Here is a 24699-nt window from a genome sequence, read left to right as displayed (position 1 = left end):
AGGTATCCACTCATGAAGATCCACAAGTACGACACCGTCATCGTGGGCGCCGGCGGCGCCGGTATGCGCGCGGCCATCGAGTCGACCAAGCGCAGCCGCACGGCGGTGCTCACCAAGCTCTACCCGACCCGCTCCCACACCGGCGCCGCCCAGGGCGGCATGGCCGCCGCCCTCGCGAACGTCGAGGAGGACAACTGGGAGTGGCACACCTTCGACACGATCAAGGGTGGCGACTACCTGGTCGACCAGGACGCCGCCGAGATCCTGGCGAAGGAGGCCATCGACTCGGTCCTGGACCTGGAGAAGATGGGCCTGCCGTTCAACCGGACCCCGGACGGCACCATCGACCAGCGCCGCTTCGGCGGCCACAGCCGCAACCACGGCGAGGCCCCGGTCCGCCGGTCCTGCTACGCCTCGGACCGCACCGGCCACATGATCCTCCAGACGCTGTACCAGAACTGCGTCAAGGAGGGCGTGGAGTTCTTCAACGAGTTCTACGTCCTGGACCTGCTGCTCACCGAGGTCGACGGGGTCAAGCGCACCGCGGGTGTGGTCGCCTACGAGCTGGCCACCGGCGAGCTGCACGTCTTCCAGGCCAAGGCCGTGGTCTTCGCCTCCGGCGGCTGCGGCAAGTTCTTCAAGGTGACCTCCAACGCGCACACCCTCACCGGTGACGGCCAGGCGGTCGCCTACCGGCGCGGGCTGCCGCTGGAGGACATGGAGTTCTTCCAGTTCCACCCGACGGGCATCTGGCGGATGGGCATCCTGCTGACGGAGGGCGCCCGTGGTGAGGGCGGCATCCTCCGCAACAAGGACGGCGAGCGCTTCATGGAGAAGTACGCGCCGGTCATGAAGGACCTCGCCTCGCGTGACGTGGTCTCGCGCTCCATCTACACCGAGATCCGCGAGGGCCGCGGCTGCGGTCCCGAGGGCGACCACGTCTATCTGGACCTCACCCACCTGCCGCCGGAGCAGCTGGACGCCAAGCTGCCGGACATCACCGAGTTCGCGCGCACCTACCTGGGCATCGAGCCGTACACCGACCCGATCCCGATCCAGCCGACCGCGCACTACACGATGGGTGGCATCCCCACCAACGTCGAGGGCGAGGTGCTGTCGGACAACGACACCGTCGTCCCCGGTCTGTACGCCGCGGGCGAGGTGGCCTGCGTCTCGGTGCACGGTGCCAACCGGCTGGGCACCAACTCGCTGCTCGACATCAACGTCTTCGGCCGCCGCGCGGGCATCGCCGCCGCGGAGTACGCCGCCAAGGCCGACTTCGTCGAGCTGCCGGAGGACCCGGCCGCCTTCGTCCGTGACCAGGTGGAGAACCTGCGCGACGCCACCGGCACCGAGCGGATCACCGAGGTCCGCAAGGCGCTCCAGGAGACCATGGACAAGAACGTCATGGTCTTCCGCACCGAGCAGACGCTCAAGGAGGCCGTCGAGGAGATCGGCCACCTCCGCGAGCGCTACAAGAACTGCAGCGTCCAGGACAAGGGCAAGCGGTTCAACACCGACCTGCTGGAGGCCATCGAGCTGGGCAACCTGCTCGACCTGGCCGAGGTCATGGCGATCTCCGCACTGGCCCGCAAGGAGTCGCGCGGCGGTCACTACCGCGAGGACTACCCGAACCGCGACGACGTCAACTTCATGCGTCACACCATGGCGTACCGCGAGGTGGGCGCGGACGGCGCGGAGTCCATCCGCCTCGACTACAAGCCGGTCGTGCAGACCCGCTACCAGCCGATGGAGCGTAAGTACTGATGAGCACCCCCACGCTTGAGAAGACCTCGGAGGCTCCGGAGGCGGGCGGCGCCGACGCCTCGCACCTGATCACGGTCACCTTCCGGATCCGGCGCTTCAACCCGGAGATCTCGGACCAGGCGGTCTGGGAGGACTTCCAGCTCGACATCGATCCCAAGGAGCGCGTCCTCGACGGCCTCCACAAGATCAAGTGGGACCTGGACGGCACACTGACCTTCCGCCGTTCCTGCGCCCACGGCATCTGCGGCTCCGACGCCATGCGGATCAACGGCCGCAACCGGCTGGCCTGCAAGACGCTGATCAAGGACATCAACCCGGAGAAGCCCATCACGGTCGAGGCCATCAAGGGCCTGACGGTCCTCAAGGACCTGGTCGTGGACATGGAGCCGTTCTTCCAGGCGTACCGCGATGTGATGCCCTTCCTGATCACGACGGGCAACGAGCCGACGCGCGAGCGCCGGCAGTCCGCCGAGGACCGCGAGCGCTTCGACGACACCACCAAGTGCATCCTGTGCGCCGCGTGCACCTCCTCGTGCCCGGTGTTCTGGAACGACGGGCAGTACTTCGGCCCGGCGGCAATCGTCAACGCGCACCGCTTCATCTTCGACTCGCGTGACGAGGCGGGTGAGCAGCGGCTGGAGATCCTGAACGACAAGGACGGTGTCTGGCGCTGCCGCACCACCTTCAACTGCACGGAGGCCTGCCCGCGTGGTATCGAGGTCACCAAGGCCATCCAGGAGGTGAAGCGCGCGCTGATCACGCGTCGCTTCTGACCTCCTCGGTCTCGCGATATCGCTACGGCGAGGGCCCCGCACTCCACGAAGCACGAAGGAGCGCGGGGTCCTCGCCGTCTTCGGGGCTGTCTCCCGGGGTCACCCCTGGTCCCCCTGGTCCCCCTGGAGGCCGTCCCACTCCCAGCGCCGGGTCGGACCGGGGTCGCCCGGATCCGTATCGGCGGGCTGCCCGGACACGCTCCGCGCGATCGCCGCACCCCACGTGGCGCTCACGACCGCACCGGCCCCGGGGCATCGCCCCATCGCTCGCACCCCAGTTCTACTGGGGCGTTCGTGTTCTCTTCCGGCCGGGGACGAGTGCCCAGTTTTCGGGCACGGGCCCCATTCGCCCCGCCTCCCGTTGAGCACATGCCGATCTCCGGGCGTACCTCCCGAGGGAAAGCTGTTGGGCGTGTGGAGCAAGGGGTGAGACCATGATCGGCGCGGACCAGCCCGTCCACGGGACGCAGACCGTACGGCCCGATACCGACCGCTGTCCTCTGAGTGAACTCCTCGACCGAAAGGGCCGCCTGGAGCCCGCTCGGGCGGCCGGGATCGGCCTGCGGTTGCTCGACGTCCTCAGCGCCGCCCACACCAAGGGCATCACCCACGGCGATCTCACTCCGGCGCGAGTGCTGCTCCTGCCCGACGATGAGATCGTTCTCAGCGGGTTCGGCCCCACCGGCACGGATCCCTCCCGCCCGGTCACCGACCCCGCGTTCGCCTCCCCCGAACAGGTACGGGGAGACCGCGGAACCCCCGAGTCCGATCTGTGGTCCCTGGGCGCGATCCTCTTCGTCATGGTCGAGGGCCATCCGCCGCACCCCGACTGGAGCGGGCTCGACGTGACCAGGGCCGGACCGCTCACCCAGGTCATCCAGGGGCTGCTGCGCCCCGACCCCCCGTCGCGGCTGACCGAACCGCTGGTCCGGCAGGCGCTGACGCGGGCCCTGAACCAGGATCGACCAGCCGATACGCGGACAGCGCCGCGGCTCCCCTGGCTGCACGGCACCTATGAGGCACTGTGGCCGTGTGGGCACCGGCGCGACGTGCGGAAGGTCCGGCCCGCGGTGGCCCTGGCCGCCGGGCTCGCCCTGGTGTCGGTCGTCTCGGTGGTGGCGCTCGCCTCGACCGGCACCCTGACCGGGGGCGACAACCGCGCTTCCGGCCCCACCCGTTCCGCGTCACCGCCGAACGGGGCTCCGCCGAGCCTGCCCCGCGAGCCCACTCCCCCGAAGACATCGCCCCCCTCCCCGTCACCTCCATCCGGGCCATCCGATCCCTCCGCTCCGGCCGCCCCCTCCGCTCCGGCCACCCCTTCCGATCCGCCCGGCAAAGGCGGTGGCGGGGGTGGTGGCGACGAGCCCGCGGGCTTCGTCCGCTACACCGCCGAGGCCGAAGGGTTCTCCATCGATCTGCCCAAGGGCTGGAAGCGGGTGGAGAGCGGCTCGCGCTTCCATGTGAAGTTCGCCTCGCCGGACGAGGACGACAACCGGGACCTGGTCGTCACCTTCGGCAAGGACTCCGAGGACGAGGACCCCGTCGAGGTCTGGAAGAGCCTGGTCCCGTCGCTGGAGAAGTTCTCCCCGGGCTTCCAGCGGATCGACGACATCCGCAGAGTCGACTACCGCGACTGGGATGCGGCGGATATGACCTGGTCCTCGGCCATCGGCGGCGATCCGTTCCGCACCTTCGGCCGCGGCTTCCTCGTCGGCGGCGGCCGCGGCTTCTCCATCCGGTGGACGACCCCGGCGGACGAGGCGGACTCGACGGAGAACGAGAAGGCGCTCGACATCTTCCTGAAGTCCTTCGAGGAGACCAAGGACTGAGCCCCGCACACCACCTTCTTGTGGCATCACAGGGCGCCACATGACACCGGGTGGCACCAGGTGGCACCAGATGGCGTCACCGGGCGCCACCCGGCACCATTTCGACCCCCGGAGCTCCTGCGCAGCGCCACCATGACCCGGTCATCCTCCTTCCGCTTCCGCAGGCAGAACCGGCCTCCCTTACCTCCGTGGCGGGCGCGGCGCCATCCGGACTTGCGGATGGCGCCATAGTGGTGCCATGATGGCGTCATGGACCTCACCCCGTATGTCGACACCCTCCGCCGCGAACTCGCGGTGGCCGCCGAAGCCGGCGGGGACGATGCCCGCGAGCTGGCCGAGCGGCTCACCGCTCCTCTGGAGTCGGCGACCCGGCTGACCATGCTCAATGTGCTCTCCGCCGCGATGGACGAGATCACCCGCGAACTCGCCCCCGGCTCGGTCGACGTACGGCTGCGCGGGCTCGACCCGGACTTCGTGGTGACACCGCCGCCCACCGCCGGCGGCGCCCCCGCGGAGCCGGCCGCGCCCACCGAATCACTCAGGGCCCCGGCCCCCGGCGACAGCGACGAGGGCGGCACCGCCCGCGTCAACCTGCGTCTGCCGGCCCACCTCAAGGCCCGCGCCGAGGAGGCCGCGAGCCGCGAGAGCCTGTCGGTCAACGCGTGGCTGGTGCGCGCCGTGTCGGCCGCGGTCGACGGCGGCACCCGGCCGCGTACGGCGGAGAAGACCCGCAGCGTCGGACAGAGCTTCACGGGCTGGGTGCGCTAGCCGCGCGCCCGCCCGCGCCCCAAGAGAACGGCACTTCACCCACACCACGTCCCACCAGCGGGGACGCCCCAAGGACCCATGAGGACGGTACAGCCATGCCTTCTTTCGACACTCCCGAACCGATTTCGATCACCGCGCACATCGGCGCAGGTTCCCTCCGGATCACCGCGAGCGACCGCCTCGACACCGTCGTCGAGGTACGGCCCGGCGACCCGAAACGGGACAAGGACGTGCGGGCCGCCGAGCAGACCGAGGTCACGTACGCGAGCGGCGTCCTGACCGTCAGGACGAAGGAACGCCGCCTCATCGGCCCCTCCGGCGCCGTCGACGTGGCGGTCGACCTGCCCACGGGCTCGCGCGTCGACGTGACCGGCTCCTGGATCAACATGCTCGGCGAGGGCCGGCTCGGCGAGGCCCGGGTCAAGACCTCGGTCGGCGACGTCCGCCTGGACACCACCGGGCCGCTCCAACTGACCGTCTCCCACGGCTCGATCACCGTCGACCGGGTCGAGGGCACGGCCGGTATCACCACCAGCTCCGGCAGCCTACGCGTCGGCACCGTCGACGGTCCCGCCGTCCTGAAGAACTCGCACGGTGCCACGGCCGTCGCCGCCGTGACCGGCGATCTGCAAGTGAGCGGCGCCCACGGCGACATCGACATCGCGCGTGCCGAGAGCTCGGTCACCGCCACCACCGCCTACGGCGCGCTGCGCGTCAGTGAAGTCGCCTCCGGCACCGTCCAGTTGGAGACGTCCTCCGGCGCCATCGAGGTCGGCGTCCGCGAGGGCACCGCCACCTGGCTCGACGCCAGCTCCGAGCGCGGGCAGGTGCGCAACGCGCTCGCCGACTCCGAACCCCCGGAGGAGACCGAGGGCACCGTCGAGGTCCGCGCCCGGACCCGCTGGGGCAACATCGACGTCCGCCGCGCCAAGGTCTGAGCGCCAGATCCTCAACCGGCCCCGTCCCCCACCCACTTCAGCCTTCGAACGGGAGGGCTCCGTGCCTTCATCTGTCATGCTCACGTCCAGGCGCGCCGACGGTCACCCGTCACCGGCCGCCGTCTTTACCGCCGATCTGCGCAAGTCCTACGGCGACAAGACCGTCCTCGACGGCATCGACCTGCATATCCCGGGCGGGTCCGTGTTCGCGCTGCTCGGGCCGAACGGTGCCGGCAAGACCACCACCGTGCAGATCCTGTCCACGCTCATCACCGCCGACGGCGGGCAGGCCCAGGTCGCGGGCCACGACCTCGCCACGTCACCGGACGGGGTGCGCGCCGCGATCGGCGTCACCGGGCAGTTCTCCGCCGTCGACGGGCTGATCACCGGCGAGGAGAACATGCTCCTCATGGCGGACCTGCACCACCTCCCCCGCCGCGAGGGGCGGCGGGTCGCCGCCGAGCTGCTGGAGCGCTTCGACCTGGTGGCGGCGGCGAAGAAGCCCGCGTCCACCTACTCCGGCGGCATGAAGCGCCGCCTCGACATCGCCATGACGCTGGTCGGCAACCCGCGGATCATCTTCCTCGACGAGCCGACGACCGGCCTCGATCCGCGTTCCCGGCACAATATGTGGGGCATCATCCGTGAGTTGGTCTCCGACGGTGTCACCGTCTTCCTCACCACCCAGTACCTGGACGAGGCCGACGAGCTCGCCGACCGTATCGCCGTGCTCAACGACGGAAAGATCGCCGCCCAGGGCACCGCCGAGGAGCTGAAGCGGCTGATCCCCGGCGGGCATGTCCGACTGCGCTTCTCCGACCCGTCCGCGTACCAGAGCGCCGCCCTCGCGCTGCGCGAGGTCACCCGGGACGACGAGGCGCTGTCGCTGCAGATCCCCAGTGACGGCAGCCAGCGGGAGCTGCGCTCCATCCTCGACTGGCTGGACTCGCTCGGCATCGAGGCCGACGAACTGACCGTGCACACACCCGACCTCGACGACGTGTTCTTCGCCCTGACCGGCAGCGCCGACAAGCCCAAGGAGACTGTCCGATGAGCGCCCCCCTGGCCGCCACCCGCCCGCCCCGGATCTCCCTCGCCGTGCGCGACTCGTCCACGATGCTGCGCCGCAACCTCCTGCACGCACGGCGCTACCCCTCCCTCACCCTGAACGTCCTGCTCACACCGATCATGCTGCTGCTGCTCTTCGTCTACGTCTTCGGCGACGTGATGAGCGCGGGCATCGGCGGCGGCGCCGACCGCTCCGCGTACATCGCCTACCTCGTGCCGGGCCTGCTGCTGATGACCATCGGGAGCACCACGATCGGCACCGCGGTGTCCGTCTCCAACGACATGACCGAGGGCATCATCGCCCGCTTCCGCACGATGGCGATCCACCGCGGTTCCGTGCTGGTCGGGCATGTCGTCGGCAGCGTGTTGCAGTCGGTCATGAGCGTGGTTCTCGTCGGTGCCGTCGGCGTGGCCATCGGCTTTCGCTCGACGGACGCCACGGCCCTGGAGTGGATCGCGGCGATCGGGCTGCTCACGCTGTTCGCCCTGGCGCTCACCTGGATCGCGGTCGGGATGGGCATGGTCAGCCCGAACGCCGAGGCGGCCAGCAACAACGCGATGCCGCTGATCTTCCTCCCGCTCATCTCCAGCGCCTTCGTCCCGGTCGAGGCGATGCCGGGCTGGTTCCAGCCGATCGCCGAGTACCAGCCGTTCACCCCGGCCATCGAGACCCTGCGCGGGCTGCTGCTCGGCAGCGAGATCGGGCACAACAGATGGCTCGCGGTCGCCTGGTGCCTGGCGCTCTCCACGCTCGGCTGCTTCTGGTCGAAGGCGGTTTTCAACCGCGATCCGCAGTAGCCGGGACGACCGCGCGGGCCGCTTCCCTCGGCTCGTCCCGCCCCAGGGCGGCGTACTCCGACACCACGTCGGCGTACGCCGCCCTGTCGGCGTTCTCGGCCGCCGCCGGGCCCGGTGTCGTTCCGGTCCTCCCCAATGGCCGGCCGGCCGAGGACTATACATTCCGTGTATACACCTCGCGTATAGTGCCGCGCATGCCTCACGCACACCTCATGCCGATCAAGACAGCGGCCGCCGTCTTCCCGCTGCTCGCCCTGGTGTTACTGCTGCCGACCGCCGTTGTCCTCTACCGGCGCCACGGCGTCATGTCACAGGGCCGGACGCTGTCGCTGTACGCCTTCCTCTACTACGCGCTGACCGCCGTCTGCCTGACGGTCGTTCCGCTGCCGCGCCGGACGGCGGACATGTGCACCCGGTTCAGCGCGTTCGCCCGGCCCCAGTGGACGCCGGGCAACACCGTCGCCGACATCTGGAAGGAGGCCCACCACAAGGTCACGCCCGGGGCGCTGGTCCTCCAGAACCCCGCCGTCGCCGGAGCCCTGCTCAATCTGCTGCTCCTGGTGCCGCTCGGCGTCTTCCTGCGCTACCACGTCCGCTGCGGACCGCGGGCCACCGTCGCCGTCGGCCTGGCGTCCTCGCTCTTCTTCGAGCTGACCCAGTGGTCCGGGGTGTGGGGGCTCTACGACTGCCCGTACCGGCTCTTCGACGTGGACGACCTGCTCACCAACACGGCGGGCGCGGCGGCCGGTTGGCTGCTGGCCGGGCCGCTCACCCGCGTACTGCCCGCCCTGGAGACGCTGGACGGCCGGGCGCTGGCGATACGCCCGGTGCCGTTCGGGCGGCGGCTGGTGGCGCTGATCGTCGATCTGGCCGGGTTCCTGGTGGTGTCGGGCGTGGCGGGCGAGATGCTCGCGTACGGGGATCCGGGCGGCGAACCGTGGGTGCCGGCCGGGGTGTTCGTGCTGTGGTTCGTCGTCCTCCCGCTGAGGACGGGCGCGACACCGGGGAAGCGGCTGTTGCTGCTGCGGCTGGAAGCCGCCGACGGCGGCCCGCTCACCCCCGGAGCGCTGGCCGTCCGCGCGGCCCTCCTCGGGACGGCGGCGCTGCCGCTGCTGGCGGGGATGGCGGTGGCCTCGGCGGTGCTGATGGCCGCGTCCTCACTGCCCGGTCCGACCCAGCTGACCGACCTGCTGGGCGCCGTCCACCAGTCGGTCGGCACCGAGGCGGTGACCCTGGCGGCCGTCGCCATCGCCCCGAGCGAGGTCCTGATCGCCCTGGCCGCGTTCTTCCTGGCCCTGCGCTACGGCCTGCGCACCCTGCGGCACCCGGCGGGACTGGCCCCGCACGAGCGGGTGTCCGGCGTCCGCACCACGGCGCTGCCGCATACGCGCGCGGTGGGGGCGGTGGGCACGGCCGGGACACGGTCGTCCCGTCTCACGGCAGACGCGACCGGGGTACCGTCATCCCGCCCCGCGGCGGGCGCGGCCGGTGCGCCGTCGCCCCACCCGGTCCGTCAGGCGCGAAGCGACGCCAGTTCCACGACCGTGACGTCCGGCGGGGCCCCGACCCGTACCGGCGGCCCCCAGGCCCCGGCGCCACGGGTCACGTAGAGCTGGGTGTCGCCGTAGCGCTCGAGCCCGGCGACGGTCGGGTTGGCGAGCGCCGCGACGAGATTGCCGGGCCACATCTGCCCGCCGTGCGTATGGCCGGAGAGCTGGAGGTCCACACCGTGGTCCACCGCGTCGTGGATCACCACGGGCTGATGTGCCAGCAGCACCGAGGCCCGCGACCGGTCGCGGTCGCCGAGCGCCCTGTCGAAGTCCGGCCCCTGGCCCTCGTCCTCGCCCGCCACGTCGTTCACTCCGGCGAGATCGAAGCCGGGCAGTTCGGTCCGCTCGTTCTCCAGCGGGCGCAGCCCCAGCTCACGTACGTGATCGACCCATGGGCGGGCACCGGAGAAGTACTCGTGGTTCCCGGTGACGAAGAACGAGCCGTGACGGGCTCGCAGCCCCCGCAACGGCTCGGCGGCAGGCCCCAGATCGGCCACACTGCCGTCCACGAGGTCGCCGACGACGGCGATGAGGTCGGGGTTGGTGCGGTTGATCGTGTCGACGACCCGCCGGGTGTGGGCGCGGCCCAGGATCGGCCCGAGGTGGATATCGCTGACGACGGCGATCCGGAATCCGTGCGCCCGGCGCGGCAGCTTGGCCAGCGGCACGGTGACCCGCTTGACGCGCGGCCCCCGCAACACGGTCGCCATCCCATACCCCACGGTCCCCGCCGCCACCGCGGTGGCCCCGGCCGCAATCGCCCGCGCGACAAACAGCCGCCGCGAAGCGGAAGCGGACGTTTGCGTGACCCCGGGGCCCGCCGGAGCCCCGGACGCCCCCGGTCCGCCCGGGGCATCGACGGCGTCGGAGCTCTCGGGGAGACCGGGCGCGCCGGACGTTCCCAGGGCTGCCGGGGCGTCGGGCGTGCCCGGAACGGCGGGGGTGCCAGGGGTGCCGGGCCCGTCCGGTACGGCGGAGGCGCCGCGCCCGACCGGAGCACCGCGCGCTCCGGGTGCGTCAGCAGCTGCGGAGCCACCCGAAGCTGCGGGCGCACCGGGCACCTCCCCCGGACCGGAGACACCGGATGTGCCAGGACCTCCGGGTCCACCGGAACCCTCCGGAAGGCCCGGCGCAACCGACGCCCCCGGGCCACCCGGAGCGTTGAGGGCGCCGGAGGCAACCGACCCGTCCGGGACGGCGGTAACGCCGCACCCGACCGGACCACCGAGCCTTCCCGACGCGCCAGCGTCAACGGAGCCACCGGAAGATCCGGATCCACCGGAACCCTCCGGAAGGCCCGGCGCAACCGACGCCCCCGGTCCACCCGAAGCGTTGAGGGCGCCGGAGGCAACCGACCCGTCCGGGACGGCGGAAACGCCGCACCCGACCGGACCACCGAGCCTTCCCGACGCGCCAGCGTCATCGGCTGCGCCAGGCGCCACCGGGGCTCCCGACGCCGCCGGGCGGCCGGGGGCCCCGGGGCTGCCGGGGGCCCCGGAAACGTCCGGGGCGGCCGAGGCGCCCGACGTGCCGGGGCCTCCGGGCCCGCCCGGCCCGTTGGCCGCCGGACCCGCGTCCGTAGCCGTGCCGTCGGGTGCCTCCGGCCCCTCCCCCTCGCCCCCGCCGGACGGCGCAATCCGCACGAGGAGCGGGCGCAGACCCTCGCCCACCAGGAGGGCGAGGGTCAGGTACAGGACCAGCGCAAGCCACAGATAGCCGGGCCAGGCCAGCGTGCGCTGGAGCGCGAAGGGCGCTCCGGCGCGCCCCGCGACCAGCGCCCCGACCGTGGTCAGCGGCAGGACGAACGCCGCCACCGTGCCCGCCCGGCGGGCGAGCCCGCCGGGCGCCGTCGTATCGCGGACCAGCCGCCGCCACAGATACCAGTGCACCCCGGCCAGCAGTCCGACGACGGCCAGTGCGATCAGGACGAAGAGCACGACCATCCCCGGTTTCTCCCCTTTTTCCGCTTTGTCCGCCCGGAACGACTACTCGGAGGTGTCCTTCCTGCGCAGAGCGCGCAGACCACGCAACCCGATCACGCCGATTGCCGTCCCCAAGAGAAACGAGGTGATCGCGAGCAGCAGATGCACCCAAAAGTACGCGGTGGGATCGCCGGAGTCGTCGAAGGCGAGTCCGCTGCTGTCCTTCCACAGGTTTTTGACAAAGGTGAACCAGATGACCCAGCTCCAGACCCCGAAGGCGAGCAGGAACCAGGACACGGGGCGGCTGAGCTTCATGGTCTCCAGTATGGGCGCAACTCCCGATACCTCCACGCGGGGGTCTGACGCCCGGACGACGGCGGTCCTGTCGCCGACCACAGCCACGGCAGGTACGTTCGCCAACGTGCTGACATGTTCATATGCCTCCACTGCCCCCGCGCGCCCCAGGGCTGCCGCACGCCGCCGTGCGGCGCCGCTGACCGCCGCCGCCGTCCTCCTGCTGTCCAGCCTGCTGCCCGCCACCCCGGCCTTCGCCGACGACGAATCCGGGCCCGCCGATGGCCCCGACACCGTGAAGCCCCCGGCCCAGATGTCCACGATCGGCGGAAAGCGGCTCGGCCGCCCCGGCACCCAGGTGGACCCGAAGGCGGGCGCGCCTCGGCTGCCGAAGGAGCTCAGTGGGCGGTCCTGGCTGGTGGCCGACGCCGAGTCGGGCGATGTGCTGGCCTCGCACAACGCCCACTGGCAGCTGCCGCCCGCGAGCACTCTGAAGATGCTGTTCGCCGACACCGTGCTGCCCAAGCTGCCCAAGGACCAGACCCACAAGGTGCTGCCGTCGGACTTGGCGGGGATGGGCGCGGGCAGCAGCCTGGTCGGGGTTCAGGAGAACTACACCTACACCGTGCACGACCTCTGGCTCGGGGTGTTCCTGCGCTCCGGCAACGACGCGGTGCACGTGCTGTCCGCGATGAACGGCGGCAAACCGAAGACCGTGCAGGAGATGCAGGCGCACGCCCACCGGCTGAACGCCCGCGACACCCATGTCGTCACCCCGGACGGCTACGACGAGAAGGGCCAGGTCAGCAGCGCGTACGACCTCACGCTCTTCGCCCGCTCCGGGCTCCAGAAGGCGGACTTCCGGGAGTACGCCTCGACGGCGAACGCCAAGTTCCCCGGGAAGTTCAAGAAGGGCAAGGACGGCAAGAAGACCCGCGAGAGCTTCGAGATCCAGAACACCAACCGGCTGCTGACCGGCTTCGGCATCCCGACCTACAAGGGCATCGCCGGGGTCAAGAACGGCTACACGACGAACGCGGGCTCCACGTTCACCGGGGTCGCCCAGCGCGGCAAGCGGGTGCTGCTGGTCACCGTGATGAACCCGCAGATTTCCGCGCCCAGTGAGGTCTACAAGGAGACCGCCAGGCTCTTCGACTGGGGCTTCAAGGCGTCCGACTCGGTGAATCCGGTGGGCACCCTCGTCCGGCCGGGCGCGGCGGGCGCCAACCAGAACCGGACGTCCGCGCACGGGAACGGCTCGGACGAGCACACCCAGGCGTCGGTCTCACCGGGTGACGGCGGTTCGGGCGGCAAGTGGACGGCGATCGGCATCACGGGCGGCACGCTCGCGCTGCTGGCCGGGGTGGCCTACGCGGTGCACCGCCGCTGGCCGCTGCCGGAGCTGGTGCGGCGGCGCGGCCGCGGCTGAGTCCGGTCCGCCGGCCTCGGCCCCGGTACGGCGGACGGGGCCTAGTCCAGAGGATTGGCGGGACCGGCGGGCGCGGACTTCGGCTTGGGCGCGTCGGCCCCACCGGACTGACCGGAGCCACCTGTCCCGCCCGTCCCGCCCTCCTCGGCGTCCTCGGCGCTCTCCTCGGCCGACCCGGTGGCGGTCCAGGACGCGCAGTACAGCGTCAGTTTGGCGGTGAAGTTGATCCACAGCAGCAGCGCGATGGGCACGCCGAACGCGCCGTACATGCTTTTGGCCGCCACGTCCCGCAGATAGCTGCTCAGCAGCAGCTTGAGCAGTTCGAAGCCGATCGCGCCGATGAGCGCGGCAACAACGACGCGACGGCGCGACGGCTCGACCCCGGGCAGCCAGGTCAGTACGTAGCACAGCAGCAGGAAGTCGGCGACGACGGCGACGACGAAGGCGGCGATCCGCAGCAGCCAGCCGCCGATGCCGTCCTCGGGGATGCCGAGCAGTTGGGCGACCCGGCCGACCGCGGTGCCCGCGAGCGTCGAGACGGCGAACGAGACCAGGGCGACGCCGCCGAGGCCGACCAGGACGACCGCGTCCTTGAGCTTGCGGGCCACCGGATTACCGGGGTCCTCCTCCAGCTCCCAGACGGCGCGCAGGCACTCGCGCAGCGAGCTCACCCAGCCGATACCGGTGAACAGCAGCAGGGCGCCCGCGACGACCCCGATCGTGCCCGCGTTGTCGACCAGACCGCCCAGGTCGAGCTGACCGGAGATGCCGGGGATCTGCTGGGCCAGCTTCTTCTGGAACTGGTGCATCTGGGACTCGCTGAGCGTCGCGGCGCCGATCGCCGCCCCGACCGCGACGAGCGGGAAGAACGCGAGGAAGCTGATGAAGGTGATCGCGGCGGCGAGCCGGGTCCAGTGGACGCGGTCCAGCCGCTCGTAGGAGCGCCAGGCGTGGGTGTGCATCAGCCGGGCGATCGCGGGGCCGACAACTGGCAGCCGGGTCAACCATTCCATGATCAGCAACTACCCTTCTGCGCGGTTCCTCCTCCTCGGCGCACGCTGAGCTGCGCGGAAGGCCAGAGTCCGGGTTCCCCGGAACGCGCACCCCTAGCGCGGTGCGGGGCTCCATCCGGTCATGACTCTGGCCGCCGACGGGGCGTCAGTCGGCACACAGCCACCCAACACACCGTCCATCACTCGTTCCGGTGAACGTGTACATGTGCTGACGTGCTGATGTGCTGACGTGGTGTCGAGCCGGGGGCGCGCGGACGCGGGCAACCGGCTAGCGCGAGGTCGGGGCCGGGCGGGAGAGATCGGCCTGACGGGGCACCACGGGCGTACCGCCCTCCCGCGGCTCACCCGCCCTGAAGGGGTACTCGCGCTCCAGCCGCCACACCCCGTCGGCGCCCTGCTCGTAGAGGGCGAAGCCGGTGATCGTCCAAGCCGCCTCGTAGTCCTTCAGCTCCGCGAACGCCCGGTCCATGGCCTCCTCGTCGATGCCGTGGGCGACCGTGACATGCGGGTGGTACGGGAACTGGAGCTCACGGGCGCACGGTCCGGACGCCGCCCGGATCCGCTCCTGGAGCGCGGCGCACTCCTCCACGCCCTCCACGATCTTGACGAAGACGACCGGCGAGAGCGGCCGGAAGGTGCCGGTCCCCTCCAGCCGCATCGGAAACGGCCGCCCCTCGGCGGCCACCCGGGCCAGATGGTCCTCGATGGCCGGCAGTGCCGAGGCGTCCACCTCGGTCGGCGGCAGCAGGGTGACATGGGTGGGGATGCCATGGGCGGCTGGGTCCCCGAAGCCCGCGCGCCGCCCCTGGAGGAAGCTGCCGTACGGCTCCGGGACCGCGATCGAAACGCCGAGCGTTACGGTCCCCACTGCGTTCTCCCTCCTGGCCCTCCCGGGCTGCTGGGCTCGATGCCGCTGCACCGGTGTCAGTGTGGCGGCTGTGCCGCCTTCACGGCTAGGTGCCTCGGTCCTTCACCACACGGGTCCCAGGCCCCCTCTGGTCGGGGGCCCGGACCCGGGTGTACTGCTGTCTACGGGCGCTCACCCGCCGCGCGTTCACCCGCCGCGCATTCACCTTCCGCGCGGCCGGTGCGCGGCCGGCGGTCGGCCGGTCCTCGGCCAGGCACTGACCCCCGGTGCCCGGCCGTCAGTGCCTGGCGGGCAGGAAGCCCACCCGCTCGTAGGCGAGTGCCAGCGTCTCGGCGGCGACGGCCCGGGCCTTGTCCGCCCCCTTGGCGAGGATCTTGTCCAACGTCCCGGGGTCCGCCAGGTATTCCTGTGTCCGCTCGCGGAACGGTGTGACCCACTCGACCAGGACCTCGGCCAGATCGGTCTTGAGCGCGCCGTAGCCCTTGCCCTCGTACCGGCGCTCCAACTCCGGGACGGCGGCGCCGGTCAGGGTGGAGTAGATGGTCAGCAGATTGCTGACGCCGGGCTTCTTCTCCTCGTCGAAGCGGATCTCGGTCTCGAGGTCGGTGACCGCGCTCTTGATCTTCTTCGCCGAGACCTTGGGCTCGTCGAGGAGGTTGACGATGCCCTTGGGGGTGGACGCCGACTTGCTCATCTTGATCGTCGGGTCCTGGAGATCGTAGATCTTCCCGGTCTCCTTGACGATGTACGGGGCCGGGACGGTGAAGGTCTCGCCGAAGCGGCCGTTGAACCGGTCGGCGAGGTCGCGGGTGAGCTCGATGTGCTGGCGCTGGTCCTCACCGACGGGGACGTGGTTGGCCTGGTAGAGCAGGATGTCCGCGACCTGGAGGATCGGGTAGGTGAACAGGCCGACGGTCGCCCGGTCGGCGCCCTGCTTGGCCGACTTGTCCTTGAACTGCGTCATCCGCGACGCCTCGCCGAAGCCGGTGAGACAGTTCATCACCCATCCGAGCTGCGCGTGCTCGGGCACATGGCTCTGGACGAAGAGGGTGCAGCGGTCCGGGTCGAGACCGGAGGCGAGCAGCTGGGCGGCGGCGAGGCGCGAGTTGGCGCGCAGCTCGGCCGGATCCTGCGGGACGGTGATCGCGTGCAGGTCGACCACGGTGTAGAACGCGTCGTGGGTCTCCTGGAGCGCGACGTACTGCCGGATCGCACCGAGGTAGTTCCCGAGGTGGAAGGAGCCTGCGGTGGGCTGGATACCGGAGAGCGCACGGGGACGATCGAGGGCCATGGCACCCATTCTCTCAGGTGTGGAACCCGACTCCGTCCGCCGGTGTATGAAAGGTGTGAGGACGACACAGAGGGCGCGGGAGGGGGACCTCGTCGCGCGGGACGAAGCGGGGATCATCGCGCGGGTGCGCGCCGGGGAGACCGAGGCGTACGCGGAGCTGATGCGGGCGTACGCACCGATGGCGCACCGCACGGCGGTGCTGCTCGGGGCCGGTGCCGACGCCGAGGACGTGGTGCAGGACGCCTTTGTGAAGGCGTATCTCGCGCTGGGGAGCTTCCGCGGCGGGGCGGCGTTCCGGCCGTGGCTGCTGCGCATCGTGGCGCGGGAGACCAGCAATGCGCTCCGTTCGGCGCGGCGGCGGCGGGCGGCGGTCGACCGGGAAGGGACGCTGGGCGGGGCCACGACGGCCATACCGGAATCGGCTGATCCGGCCGCGGTGGCGATGGCGGGCGAGCGGCGGGCACGGCTGATGGCCGCCCTGGACCAGCTGAGCGCCCCGCAGCGGCGGGTGGTGATCTACCGCTATCTGCTGGATCTGGACGAGGCGGAGACCGCGGAGGCGCTCGGCTGGCCGCGGGGCACGGTGAAGTCCCGGCTGAGCCGTGCGCTGAGACGGCTGGAGCTGCTGCTCGGCCGGGACGAGGCGGAGCGGCCCGGGGGAAGGGACCGAGAGGTGCGCGAGGTGCGTGACGTACGCGAGGTACACAGTGCGCGGGGCATGCGAAGTGCACGGGCCGCGCGGGGAGGCGGAGCATATGGCCGGAATGCGGGAGGCGGGGCCGGGCGGCGGCCCGGCCGGGCTGCCGGAGGAGCTGCGGGCGCTGGGGCGCGCCCTGGACGGACCACCGGGCGTGTCGCCCCGGGGCGGGCCGGATGAGGGCGAGACGGTGGTGGAGCGGGTGATGGCCCGGATCGTGGGCCTGCCGGTGCCGGTGCCGCCGGACCGCGGCCGGATCCGGGAGGAGCAGTGGTGGCGGGCCATACCCGGCCTGTCGGCCGGGCAGGGCACCGTCAGCACTCTCCGCTCTGTCACCTCTGTGAGCTCTGTGAGCTCTGTGAGCTCTGTGAGCTCCGTGAGCGGCTCCGCGGACGCCGTCAGCCGGTCGGCAGACCCGGAGCCGGGTAGGCCGCCATCAGCTCGGCGACCTCGTTCCTGATCTTGGCGATTCCGGCCGGGTCACCGCTCTTCGCGGCGGTCACCCCGCGGTCGATCCATTCGGCCACGGTGGGCATGTGCTCGGTGCCCAGCCCGCGCGAGGTCAGGGAGGGGGTGCCGATACGAATGCCGGACGGGTCGAAGGGCTTGCGCGGGTCGAAGGGCACGGTGTTGTAGTTCACCACGATCCCGGCCTCGTCCAGCGCCTTGGCCGCGACCTTGCCCGGCACCTCCTTGGGGGTGAGGTCCATCAGGATCAGATGGTTGTCGGTGCCGCCGGAGACCAGGTCGAAGCCACGGGCGAGCAGCGCTTCGGCCAGGGCCTTGGCGTTGGCGACCACGGCGTGGGCGTAGTCCCGGAAGGCGGGCTGGGCGGCCTCGTGGAGGGCCACGGCGATGGCGGCGGTGGTCTGGTTGTGCGGGCCGCCCTGGAGCCCGGGGAAGACGGCCTTGTCGATGGCCTTGGCGTGGGCCTCGCGGGCCATCAGCATCGCGCCGCGCGGGCCGCGCAGGGTCTTGTGGGTGGTGGTGGAGACGACGTCGACATGCGGCACCGGGGAGGGGTGGGCCCCGCCCGCGACCAGTCCGGCGATATGCGCGATATCGGCCACCAGCACCGCGTCCACCTCGCGGGCGATCTCCGCGAAGGCGGCGAAGTCGATCGTGCGGGGCACGGCGGTGCCACCGCAGAAGATCAGCTTGGGCCGCTCCTTGCGGGCCAGGTCGCGGACCTCATCGAAGTCGATCATGCCGGTGTCCTGGCGCACCCCGTACTGGACACCGCGGAACCAGGAGCCGGTGGCGGAGACGCCCCAGCCATGGGTGAGATGGCCGCCCATCGGCAGGGACATCCCCATCACGGTGTCGCCGGGCTCGGCGAAGGCGAGATAGACGGCGAGGTTGGCGGGTGAGCCGGAGTAGGGCTGGACATTGGCGTGGTCGGCGCCGAAGACGGCCTTGGCCCGGTTGACCGCCAGGGTCTCGACCTGGTCGATGACCTGCTGGCCCTCGTAGTAGCGGCGGCCCGGGTAGCCCTCGCTGTACTTGTTCTGGAGCACCGTCCCCGAGGCTTCGAGGACGGCCCCGGAGACATAGTTCTCGCTGGGGATCAGCCGCAGGGTCTCGGACTGGAGCAGTTCCTCGGCGCCGACGAGGGCGGCGAGTTCGGGGTCGGACGCCGACAGGGCGGGATGGGAAAGGGGCAGGCTCATGGCATTCCTCCGGGGCGATCGGTGGTGATCCGGTCGTGATCCCTTCGGTGCCCAGGCGGGCGGCACCTCGTGGCGCTGGGGCCGCGCACCGCTTCCTCGTGGTCGGTTCCACGCTCGGCTCGCCAGTCACGGTGCGCACCCCCACTCTAGTAGGCAGCGGCTCCCTCGCGGACAGCCCACCGTGCCCACCCGCCATCCCGAGGAACATCAGCGGACGAGACAGCGTCCGGCAGGCCCGGCACCGAAGGGAGTACGCGTTGTCCACCCCGGATTCCCGCTCACAGCACGCCCTGGCCGCCGCCGAGGCCCACAGCGCGCACAACTACCACCCGCTGCCGGTTGTGATCGCGTCCGCGGAGGGCGCCTGGATGACCGATGTCGAGGGCCGCCGCTATCTCGATCTTCTCGCCGGATACTCCGCGCTCAACTTCGGGCACGGCAACCACCGGCTGATCGAGGCCGCCAAGGCCCAGCTGGAGCGGGTCACGCTGACCTCGCGCGCCTTCCACCACGACCGCTTCGGGGCCTTCTGCACGGAGCTGGCCGCGCTGTGCGGTATGGAAATGGTGCTGCCGATGAACACCGGGGCGGAGGCGGTCGAGACGGCGGTCAAGACCGCCCGGAAGTGGGGCTACCGGATCAAGGGCGTCCAGGAGGGCCGGGCCAGGATCATCGTCGCGGAGAACAACTTCCACGGCCGGACGACCACCCTCATCAGCTTCTCCACCGATCCGGAGGCCCGTGCCGACCACGGCCCCTACACCCCCGGCTTTGTGATCGTCCCGTACGGCGATCTCACGGCGATGGAGACCGCGCTCGACGAGGCCGCTGCGGACACCGTGGCCGTGCTGCTGGAGCCCATTCAGGGCGAGGCCGGGGTGCTGGTGCCGCCGCCCGGCTATCTGGCCGGCGTCCGTGAGCTGACCCGGTCACGGAAGGTGCTGTTCATCGCGGACGAGATCCAGTCCGGGCTGGGGCGCACCGGCGCGACCTTCGCCTGTGATCAGGAGGGGGTGGTCCCGGATGTCTATGTGCTGGGCAAGGCGCTCGGCGGCGGGGTGGTCCCGGTGTCGGCGGTGGTGTCCTCCGCCGAGGTGCTCGGGGTCCACCGGCCCGGGGAGCACGGTTCGACCTTCGGCGGCAATCCGCTGGCCTGCGCGGTCGCCCTGGAGGTGATCGCCCTGCTGCGGACCGGGGAGTTCCAGCGGCGGTCGGCGGAGCTGGGCGAGCGGCTCCATCATGAGCTGCGGCTGCTGCGGGAGGCGGGGCGGGTGGACGAGGTGCGCGGCCGAGGCCTGTGGGCGGGGGTGGACATTCCCGTGGACCTGGGCACCGGGCGGCAGATCGCCGAGCGGCTGATGGACCGCGGGGTGCTGGTCAAGGACACCCGTGGCGCCACGGTCCGGATCGCCCCGCCGCTGGTGATCGGCGAGGAGGATCTGCTCTGGGGTCTGGAGCAGCTCACGGCGGTGCTGTCGCCGTGAGAGGACACGGCGACAGCTCAGAGGATCACATGCGGCGGAAAGCGGGCGTACTCATCGGTGATCAGCCCCGCCGACTCCCGGATACCGAGCCCCGCCGACTCGTCCTCCACCACCCACGCCCCGAGCACCACCCGGTTGCCGTCGAAGTCGGGCAGTGGCGCCAGTTCCTGGTAGCAGCGCGGCTCGCCGCGGACCGCGGGATCATCGCCCGGCCGGTGCACGGTGACCCCCGCGCCCTCCCGGCCGAGCAGCGGCTTGGCCACGTAACCGGTGGTCCGGGCCAGTTCCCGGGGGCCGTCGAGATGGGCGGGAAGCAGATGCGGATGACCGGGGTAGAGCTCCCAGACCACGGCGAGCAGCGCCTTGTTGGACAGCAGCATCTTCCAGGCGGGTTCGATCCACAGGGTGGATCCGGTGCCGCCGCCGTTGTCGAGCGTGTCCAGCACATGCGGACCGAAGCGGTCGGTGGCCGGCCACTCCCAGGGGGAGAGCTTGAAACAGGCGCGGATGAAGCCGAGTTCGCGGTCCACGAAGCGCCATGCCGGCGTGGAGTTCTGCGCTCCATCGAATTGCCTCCCCCGTGTGTGGACCGCTCACCCTAGTGCCGCGTGATCGCACATCCGTACGCCGGGGTCGCTCACGGCAGTACGCGGCACAGTGCCTCGACCGCGCCCGAAAAGGCATGGTCAGGCGGCGTCCCGTAGGCGAACACCAGCGCGTCCCGTCGCTCCGGGCCCGACTCCGGATGCCGGAAGCGGGCCAGCCCTTGCAGAGCCAGCCCCTGCCAGGCCGCACCCTGGACGACCGACCGCTCGGTGCCCGGCGGCAGGTCGAGCACCGCGTGCAGCCCCGCCGCGATCCCGGTGACCCGCACCCCCGGGGCCCGCTCGGCCAGCGCGGCCACCAACTGGTCTCGGCGGCGCCGGTAGCGCAGCCGCATCCCGCGCACATGGCGGTCGTAGGCACCGGAGTCGATGAACTCCGCGAGCGTCAGCTGATCCAGCACACCCGACTGCCACTCCCCCGCCCCCTTCAGCGCCAGCAGCGCGTCCATGAGATGGTCCGGCACCACCATCCAGGCGATCCGCAGCGCGGGCGCCAGACTCTTGCTCGCCGTCCCCAGATAGACCACCCGTTCCGGGTCGAGCCCCTGGAGCGCCCCGACCGGCTGGCGGTCGTAGCGGAACTCCCCGTCGTAGTCGTCCTCCAGCACCAGTCCACCGGTCCGCGCGGCCCAGTCCACCACCTCGGCCCGCCGGTCGGGGTCCAGCGAGACCCCGGTGGGGAACTGGTGCGCCGGGGTCAGCAGCACGGCCCGCACCCCGCCCAGCTCCGCCACCTGGGCACCGCGGCCGTCCACCGGCAGCGGCACGGTGTCCAGCCCGGCCCGGCCCATCACGTTCCAGTGGATGTCCAGCCCGTACGACTCGACGGCCACCTCCCGGTGCCCGGCCTGCCGCAGCGCCCGGCTGAGCACCGCGAGCCCCTGGGTGAACCCCGCGCAGACCACGATCCGTTCGGGCGCGGCCCGCACCCCGCGAGCACGCGCCAGATAGTCGGCCAGCACCCGGCGCAGCTCCGGCCGACCACGCGGCTGCCCATAGCCGAACGCCTCGTTCGGGGCGGCGGTCAGCGCCCGCCGGGCCGCGGAGAGCCAGGCCGACCGGGGGAAGGACGCGACATCGGGCGAACCGGGCGTCAGATCGAACAGGGGCCGGGCGGCGCCCTGGGGCGTCCGCGGCGGAGCGGGCGCCGGCGTCACCACCCGCCGGGCCACCCGGGTGCCCGAGCCCTGGCGTGCGGTGAGCCAGCCCTCGGCCACCAGCTCCCCGTACGCGTCGGCCACCGTATTGCGGGCGATACCGAGGTCCACGGCGAGCGAGCGGGAGGAGGGCAGCCGGGTGCCGGGCGCGAGCCGCCCCTCGCGTACGGCATCGCGCAGCGAGCAAATCAGCGCCGCCCGCACCCCCGCACCCCTCGGCAGATCCAGATGCAGATCCGCCCCCACCGAATTGGCCCAGGAATCCTCCATGGAAGTGGACCATACCCCTGGGCTACTGGAGTTCTAGCGTGAAGGACATGACGACGCACAAGAGCAGGATCCGCTTCGCCCAGTCGGCGCCCGAGGTCTACAAGGCCATGGTGCAGCTCGACGCGGCCGCCAGGAAGGGACTGGACCCGGAGCTGACCGAACTGGTCAAGATCCGCGCCTCGCAGATCAACCACTGCGCGTTCTGCATCGATATGCACAGCAAGGACGCCCGCGCCGCGGGCGAGTCCGAGAAACGCATCTATCTGCTCAACGCCTGGGAAGACGCCGGGGACATCTACACCGCCAAGGAACGGGCGGCGCTCGCCCTGACCGAGGCGGTCACCGTCCTGACCGACGGCTTCGTCCCGGACGAGGTCTACGACCACGCCGCCGCGCACTTCGAGGACCAGGAGCTGGCCCAGCTGATCGCGCTGATCCTCACCATCAACGCATGGAACCGCATCGGTGTGACCACCCGGCTGGCCCCCGGCGCCTACAAGCCACAGTAAGCCCATGGATTTCCGCGCACTGCACCACCACGCGACCACCGACGCGCCCCTGATCCTCCCGGGCCCGTGGGACGCCGCGTCGGCCCGTCTCTTCGCCGACGCGGGTTTTCCCGCCCTGGCGACGCCCAGCGCGGGGGTCTCGGCTTCGCTGGGGTACGACGACGGCCACACCCCACCGCACGAGATGTTCGCCGCGGTGGCCCGTATCGTCCGCGCCGTGGACATCCCGGTGTCGGCGGACGTCGAGAGCGGCTACGGCCTGGCCCCACGCGAATTGGTCGAACGCCTCCTGGATACGGGCGCCGTGGGCTGCAACCTGGAGGACTCCGACGCCCGCCAACTCCTCGAACCGGCTCGCCAGGCCGACCGTCTGGCAGCGGTACGCGCCGAAGCGGGCCCGACGCTGTTCATCAACGCCCGCGTCGACACCTTCGTACGCGGCGGACAGGACATCGACGACGCCATCACCCGCGCTCGGCTCTACGTCGAGGCAGGCGCGGACTGCGTCTACCCGATCATGGCGCCACCGGAGCTGCTGCCGCGGTTGTCCGCCGCCGTCAACACCCCGCTCAACGCGTCGGCGTTCCGCCCGGACGGCCCCTCCCCGCAGGAGCTGGGCCGACTCGGCGCCACCCGGGTCACCTTCGGGCCCCGCCTCTTCCGCGAGACGATGGCCCACACCCGACACATAGCCGAAGCCCTCAAGCGCTGAGTACGGAGAGGCGCCGACGCGACGGGAGGGGCCGGGGGCGCAGGGGCGGGGTCCTGGACACTCGGGGTCCCCCATGCCGAAGGCCAGGGGCGTATGTGTGGCGCCCATCTCCGGCCCATCCCGCTTCTCCGGGCACCGGCGCCTGAAGAGACGGTCCAGGACCCCGCCCCGGAGGCCCCGGACCCGCACCCACACACACCGGCGCCCCACCGACACACATCGGCGGGGCGCACAGTGTCAAAGGGTCACAGCGACAGCATTACGGCAGCCACTTCTTCCAGACCGACTTGTTCTCCTCGACCCACTTCTTCGCGGCCGCGTCCGCGGACATCTTGTCCCCGGCGATCATTCCCGCGACCTCGTTCTGCTGCTCGGTGGTCCACTTGAAGTTCTTCAGGAACTTCGCCGCCTTGCCGCCGTTCTTGGCGAAGTCGGCGTTGAAGTACTTCTGGAGCGGAGTCTTGGGGTACGCGCAGGTGATCTTCTTCGGGTCCGCGTCACACCCCGTCTTGTACTCCGGCAGCTTCACCTCGACCATGTCCACCTGGTTGTTCAGCCACTGCGGCGTCCACCAGTAGGTGAGGAACGGCGTCTTGTTCTTCACGTTCTGCTTGATCTGGGTGATCTGCGAGGACTCATTGCCCGCGTAGACCGTCTTCAGGTTCAGCTTCAGGTTCTTGATGAGGGCGTCGTCATTGGTGACGTAGTCAGGCGAACCCTCGAGCAGCTGGCCCTTGCTCCCGCTTTCGGAAGTCTTGAAGTCCTTCGCGTACTTGTTGAGGTTCTTCCAGTCGGTGACGTCGGGGTGCTTGTCCGCGAAGTATTTCGGCACGTACCACCCGATGTGGCCGGTGACGCCGAGGTCGCCGCCCTTCACCACGGTCTTCTGGCCCTTGAGGTACTGCTTCTCCTGCTTGGGGTGGCCCCAGTCCTCAAGGATTCCGTCGATGTCTCCCTTGCTCAGCGCGTCCCAGGCCAGAACCTCGCCCATCTGCTTGGTATGGACCTTGTAGCCGAGCTCCTTCTCCAGGATGTACTTGGCCACGGACACGTTCGCCTCCGCGCCGACCCAGGACGGAACCGTCAGCGTCACGGTCTTGTCGCCGCCCACGTCGTCCTTCTTGCCCGTGTCGGCCGCACCGCACGCGGTCAGCGCGACCAGGCCGACGGCTCCGGTGGTGGCAACGAGAGTTCTGCGAACCCGCTTGCTGTTCATCATGGCGAATATGTTCCTTTTCTTCGGGGATGTGGCACGGGGGGTGATGGCATCGGCCGTAATGTTCACGG

21 protein-coding genes, 2 pseudogenes and 1 riboswitch are annotated in these 24699 nt (G+C 71.0%); of the genes and pseudogenes, 13 read left to right on the top strand and 10 right to left on the bottom strand.

What is annotated here, in order from left to right:
* Window positions 1–12: 12 nt before the first annotated feature.
* Window positions 13–1767 (top strand): succinate dehydrogenase flavoprotein subunit, encoded by a 1755-nt coding sequence (sdhA, locus tag HUT19_RS24105; RefSeq protein WP_176182456.1) that lies wholly within the window; start codon window positions 13–15, stop codon window positions 1765–1767.
* Window positions 1767–2540, top strand: coding sequence for a succinate dehydrogenase iron-sulfur subunit (locus HUT19_RS24100; RefSeq protein ID WP_176182455.1), 774 nt, complete (start codon window positions 1767–1769; stop codon window positions 2538–2540). The genes sdhA and HUT19_RS24100 overlap by 1 nt, the downstream gene beginning before the upstream one ends.
* A gap of 99 nt (window positions 2541–2639) precedes the next feature.
* On the opposite strand, the gene HUT19_RS44035 is transcribed toward HUT19_RS24100, so the two are convergent.
* Window positions 2640–2774 (bottom strand): hypothetical protein, encoded by a 135-nt coding sequence (locus HUT19_RS44035; RefSeq protein ID WP_303332058.1) that lies wholly within the window; start codon window positions 2772–2774, stop codon window positions 2640–2642.
* 200 nt (window positions 2775–2974) lie between these two features.
* Here HUT19_RS44035 and HUT19_RS24095 point away from each other — a divergent pair, with 200 nt between their 5' ends.
* The 6 genes from HUT19_RS24095 (at window position 2975) to HUT19_RS24070 (ending at window position 9551) form a co-directional block, all read left to right on the top strand.
* Window positions 2975–4369, top strand: a complete 1395-nt coding sequence (locus HUT19_RS24095) for a serine/threonine-protein kinase (protein WP_176182454.1) — start codon at window positions 2975–2977, stop codon at window positions 4367–4369.
* A gap of 249 nt (window positions 4370–4618) precedes the next feature.
* The gene (locus HUT19_RS24090) at window positions 4619–5137 is read left to right on the top strand and encodes a hypothetical protein (RefSeq protein WP_176182453.1); all 519 of its coding nucleotides are present in this window, start codon (window positions 4619–4621) and stop codon (window positions 5135–5137) included.
* 95 nt (window positions 5138–5232) lie between these two features.
* Complete coding sequence (locus tag HUT19_RS24085) at window positions 5233–6075, top strand: DUF4097 family beta strand repeat-containing protein (protein ID WP_176182452.1); 843 nt, start codon at window positions 5233–5235, stop codon at window positions 6073–6075.
* Window positions 6076–6151: 76 nt separating this feature from the next.
* The gene (locus HUT19_RS24080; RefSeq protein ID WP_176182451.1) at window positions 6152–7129 is read left to right on the top strand and encodes an ATP-binding cassette domain-containing protein; all 978 of its coding nucleotides are present in this window, start codon (window positions 6152–6154) and stop codon (window positions 7127–7129) included.
* Window positions 7126–7941, top strand: a complete 816-nt coding sequence (locus HUT19_RS24075; protein WP_176182450.1) for an ABC transporter permease — start codon at window positions 7126–7128, stop codon at window positions 7939–7941. Before HUT19_RS24080 ends, HUT19_RS24075 begins: the two co-directional genes overlap by 4 nt.
* Before the next feature lie 194 nt (window positions 7942–8135).
* Window positions 8136–9551: a VanZ family protein gene (locus HUT19_RS24070; RefSeq protein WP_176182449.1), complete on the top strand. Its 1416-nt coding sequence runs from the start codon at window positions 8136–8138 to the stop codon at window positions 9549–9551.
* Here HUT19_RS24070 and HUT19_RS24065 read toward each other — a convergent pair.
* Together HUT19_RS24065 and HUT19_RS24060 are read right to left on the bottom strand one after the other, a co-directional pair.
* On the bottom strand, window positions 9455–11380 hold the full coding sequence (locus HUT19_RS24065) for a metallophosphoesterase (RefSeq protein WP_254886214.1): 1926 nt from the start codon (window positions 11378–11380) through the stop codon (window positions 9455–9457). The two genes, HUT19_RS24070 and HUT19_RS24065, sit on opposite strands and share 97 nt — an antisense overlap.
* A gap of 96 nt (window positions 11381–11476) precedes the next feature.
* Window positions 11477–11728: an SCO4848 family membrane protein gene (locus tag HUT19_RS24060; protein ID WP_176182447.1), complete on the bottom strand. Its 252-nt coding sequence runs from the start codon at window positions 11726–11728 to the stop codon at window positions 11477–11479.
* On the opposite strand from HUT19_RS24060, the gene HUT19_RS24055 reads away from it, so the two are divergent.
* Window positions 11667–13136, top strand: coding sequence for a D-alanyl-D-alanine carboxypeptidase (locus HUT19_RS24055; protein WP_176182446.1), 1470 nt, complete (start codon window positions 11667–11669; stop codon window positions 13134–13136). The two genes, HUT19_RS24060 and HUT19_RS24055, sit on opposite strands and share 62 nt — an antisense overlap.
* A gap of 41 nt (window positions 13137–13177) precedes the next feature.
* Here HUT19_RS24055 and HUT19_RS24050 read toward each other — a convergent pair whose 3' ends face one another.
* The 3 genes from HUT19_RS24050 to trpS all read right to left on the bottom strand — a co-directional run bounded on the left by HUT19_RS24050 (window position 13178) and on the right by trpS (window position 16308).
* Complete coding sequence (locus HUT19_RS24050) at window positions 13178–14149, bottom strand: YihY/virulence factor BrkB family protein (RefSeq protein ID WP_176182445.1); 972 nt, start codon at window positions 14147–14149, stop codon at window positions 13178–13180.
* 268 nt (window positions 14150–14417) lie between these two features.
* Window positions 14418–15017, bottom strand: a complete 600-nt coding sequence (locus HUT19_RS24045; protein WP_176182444.1) for a 2'-5' RNA ligase family protein — start codon at window positions 15015–15017, stop codon at window positions 14418–14420.
* A 277-nt stretch (window positions 15018–15294) separates the two neighbouring features.
* Window positions 15295–16308, bottom strand: a complete 1014-nt coding sequence (trpS, locus tag HUT19_RS24040; RefSeq protein ID WP_176182443.1) for a tryptophan--tRNA ligase — start codon at window positions 16306–16308, stop codon at window positions 15295–15297.
* A 46-nt stretch (window positions 16309–16354) separates the two neighbouring features.
* On the opposite strand from trpS, the pseudogene HUT19_RS24035 reads away from it, so the two are divergent.
* Window positions 16355–16939: pseudogene (locus HUT19_RS24035) on the top strand (RNA polymerase sigma factor); the annotation flags it as partial.
* 464 nt (window positions 16940–17403) lie between these two features.
* On the opposite strand, the gene glyA reads toward HUT19_RS24035, so the two are convergent.
* Window positions 17404–18675, bottom strand: coding sequence for a serine hydroxymethyltransferase (gene glyA, locus HUT19_RS24030; RefSeq protein ID WP_176182442.1), 1272 nt, complete (start codon window positions 18673–18675; stop codon window positions 17404–17406).
* A gap of 42 nt (window positions 18676–18717) precedes the next feature.
* Window positions 18718–18815, bottom strand: a riboswitch (ZMP/ZTP riboswitch).
* Between the two features lie 117 nt (window positions 18816–18932).
* On the opposite strand from glyA, the gene rocD reads away from it, so the two are divergent.
* On the top strand, window positions 18933–20159 hold the full coding sequence (gene rocD, locus HUT19_RS24025) for an ornithine--oxo-acid transaminase (RefSeq protein ID WP_176182441.1): 1227 nt from the start codon (window positions 18933–18935) through the stop codon (window positions 20157–20159).
* A gap of 17 nt (window positions 20160–20176) precedes the next feature.
* Here the strand turns inward: rocD and HUT19_RS24020 are convergent.
* Window positions 20177–20695, bottom strand: a pseudogene (locus HUT19_RS24020) (glutathionylspermidine synthase family protein); the annotation flags it as partial.
* A 101-nt stretch (window positions 20696–20796) separates the two neighbouring features.
* Window positions 20797–22191 (bottom strand): PLP-dependent aminotransferase family protein, encoded by a 1395-nt coding sequence (locus HUT19_RS24015; protein ID WP_176182440.1) that lies wholly within the window; start codon window positions 22189–22191, stop codon window positions 20797–20799.
* A 47-nt stretch (window positions 22192–22238) separates the two neighbouring features.
* Between HUT19_RS24015 and HUT19_RS24010 the strand changes: the two genes are divergently transcribed.
* Entirely contained in the window at window positions 22239–22700 is a 462-nt protein-coding gene (locus HUT19_RS24010) for a carboxymuconolactone decarboxylase family protein (RefSeq protein WP_176182439.1), read from the top strand.
* 4 nt (window positions 22701–22704) lie between these two features.
* Entirely contained in the window at window positions 22705–23412 is a 708-nt protein-coding gene (locus HUT19_RS24005; RefSeq protein WP_176182438.1) for an isocitrate lyase/phosphoenolpyruvate mutase family protein, read from the top strand.
* Window positions 23413–23671: 259 nt separating this feature from the next.
* Here the strand turns inward: HUT19_RS24005 and HUT19_RS24000 are convergent, their stop codons facing one another.
* Complete coding sequence (locus HUT19_RS24000; RefSeq protein ID WP_176187227.1) at window positions 23672–24628, bottom strand: ABC transporter substrate-binding protein; 957 nt, start codon at window positions 24626–24628, stop codon at window positions 23672–23674.
* Between the last annotated feature and the right edge of the window lie 71 nt (window positions 24629–24699).

Source organism: Streptomyces sp. NA02950 (assembly GCF_013364155.1).
In the GTDB taxonomy this organism is placed as follows: Bacteria; Actinomycetota; Actinomycetes; order Streptomycetales; family Streptomycetaceae; genus Streptomyces.
Note: the sequence above shows the minus strand (reverse complement) of the source record. Positions and strands in the feature narration are given on the sequence as shown.

Excerpts from the sequence above, each read along its gene's own strand:
- HUT19_RS24060 (WP_176182447.1), bottom strand. The coding sequence starts at position 11,728 with ATGAAGCTCAGCCGCCCCGTGTCCTGGTTCCTGCTCGCCTTCGGGGTC.
- HUT19_RS24000 (WP_176187227.1), bottom strand. The coding sequence starts at position 24,628 with ATGAACAGCAAGCGGGTTCGCAGAACTCTCGTTGCCACCACCGGAGCC.
- glyA (WP_176182442.1), bottom strand. The coding sequence starts at position 18,675 with ATGAGCCTGCCCCTTTCCCATCCCGCCCTGTCGGCGTCCGACCCCGAA.
- HUT19_RS24005 (WP_176182438.1), top strand. The coding sequence starts at position 22,705 with ATGGATTTCCGCGCACTGCACCACCACGCGACCACCGACGCGCCCCTG.
- HUT19_RS24095 (WP_176182454.1), top strand. The coding sequence starts at position 2,975 with ATGATCGGCGCGGACCAGCCCGTCCACGGGACGCAGACCGTACGGCCC.
- HUT19_RS24070 (WP_176182449.1), top strand. The coding sequence starts at position 8,136 with ATGCCTCACGCACACCTCATGCCGATCAAGACAGCGGCCGCCGTCTTC.
- trpS (WP_176182443.1), bottom strand. The coding sequence starts at position 16,308 with ATGGCCCTCGATCGTCCCCGTGCGCTCTCCGGTATCCAGCCCACCGCA.
- sdhA (WP_176182456.1), top strand. The coding sequence starts at position 13 with ATGAAGATCCACAAGTACGACACCGTCATCGTGGGCGCCGGCGGCGCC.
- HUT19_RS24090 (WP_176182453.1), top strand. The coding sequence starts at position 4,619 with ATGGACCTCACCCCGTATGTCGACACCCTCCGCCGCGAACTCGCGGTG.
- HUT19_RS24080 (WP_176182451.1), top strand. The coding sequence starts at position 6,152 with ATGCTCACGTCCAGGCGCGCCGACGGTCACCCGTCACCGGCCGCCGTC.
- HUT19_RS24050 (WP_176182445.1), bottom strand. The coding sequence starts at position 14,149 with ATGGAATGGTTGACCCGGCTGCCAGTTGTCGGCCCCGCGATCGCCCGG.
- HUT19_RS24075 (WP_176182450.1), top strand. The coding sequence starts at position 7,126 with ATGAGCGCCCCCCTGGCCGCCACCCGCCCGCCCCGGATCTCCCTCGCC.
- HUT19_RS24100 (WP_176182455.1), top strand. The coding sequence starts at position 1,767 with ATGAGCACCCCCACGCTTGAGAAGACCTCGGAGGCTCCGGAGGCGGGC.
- HUT19_RS24055 (WP_176182446.1), top strand. The coding sequence starts at position 11,667 with ATGACCCAGCTCCAGACCCCGAAGGCGAGCAGGAACCAGGACACGGGG.
- HUT19_RS24010 (WP_176182439.1), top strand. The coding sequence starts at position 22,239 with ATGACGACGCACAAGAGCAGGATCCGCTTCGCCCAGTCGGCGCCCGAG.
- HUT19_RS24015 (WP_176182440.1), bottom strand. The coding sequence starts at position 22,191 with ATGGAGGATTCCTGGGCCAATTCGGTGGGGGCGGATCTGCATCTGGAT.
- HUT19_RS24085 (WP_176182452.1), top strand. The coding sequence starts at position 5,233 with ATGCCTTCTTTCGACACTCCCGAACCGATTTCGATCACCGCGCACATC.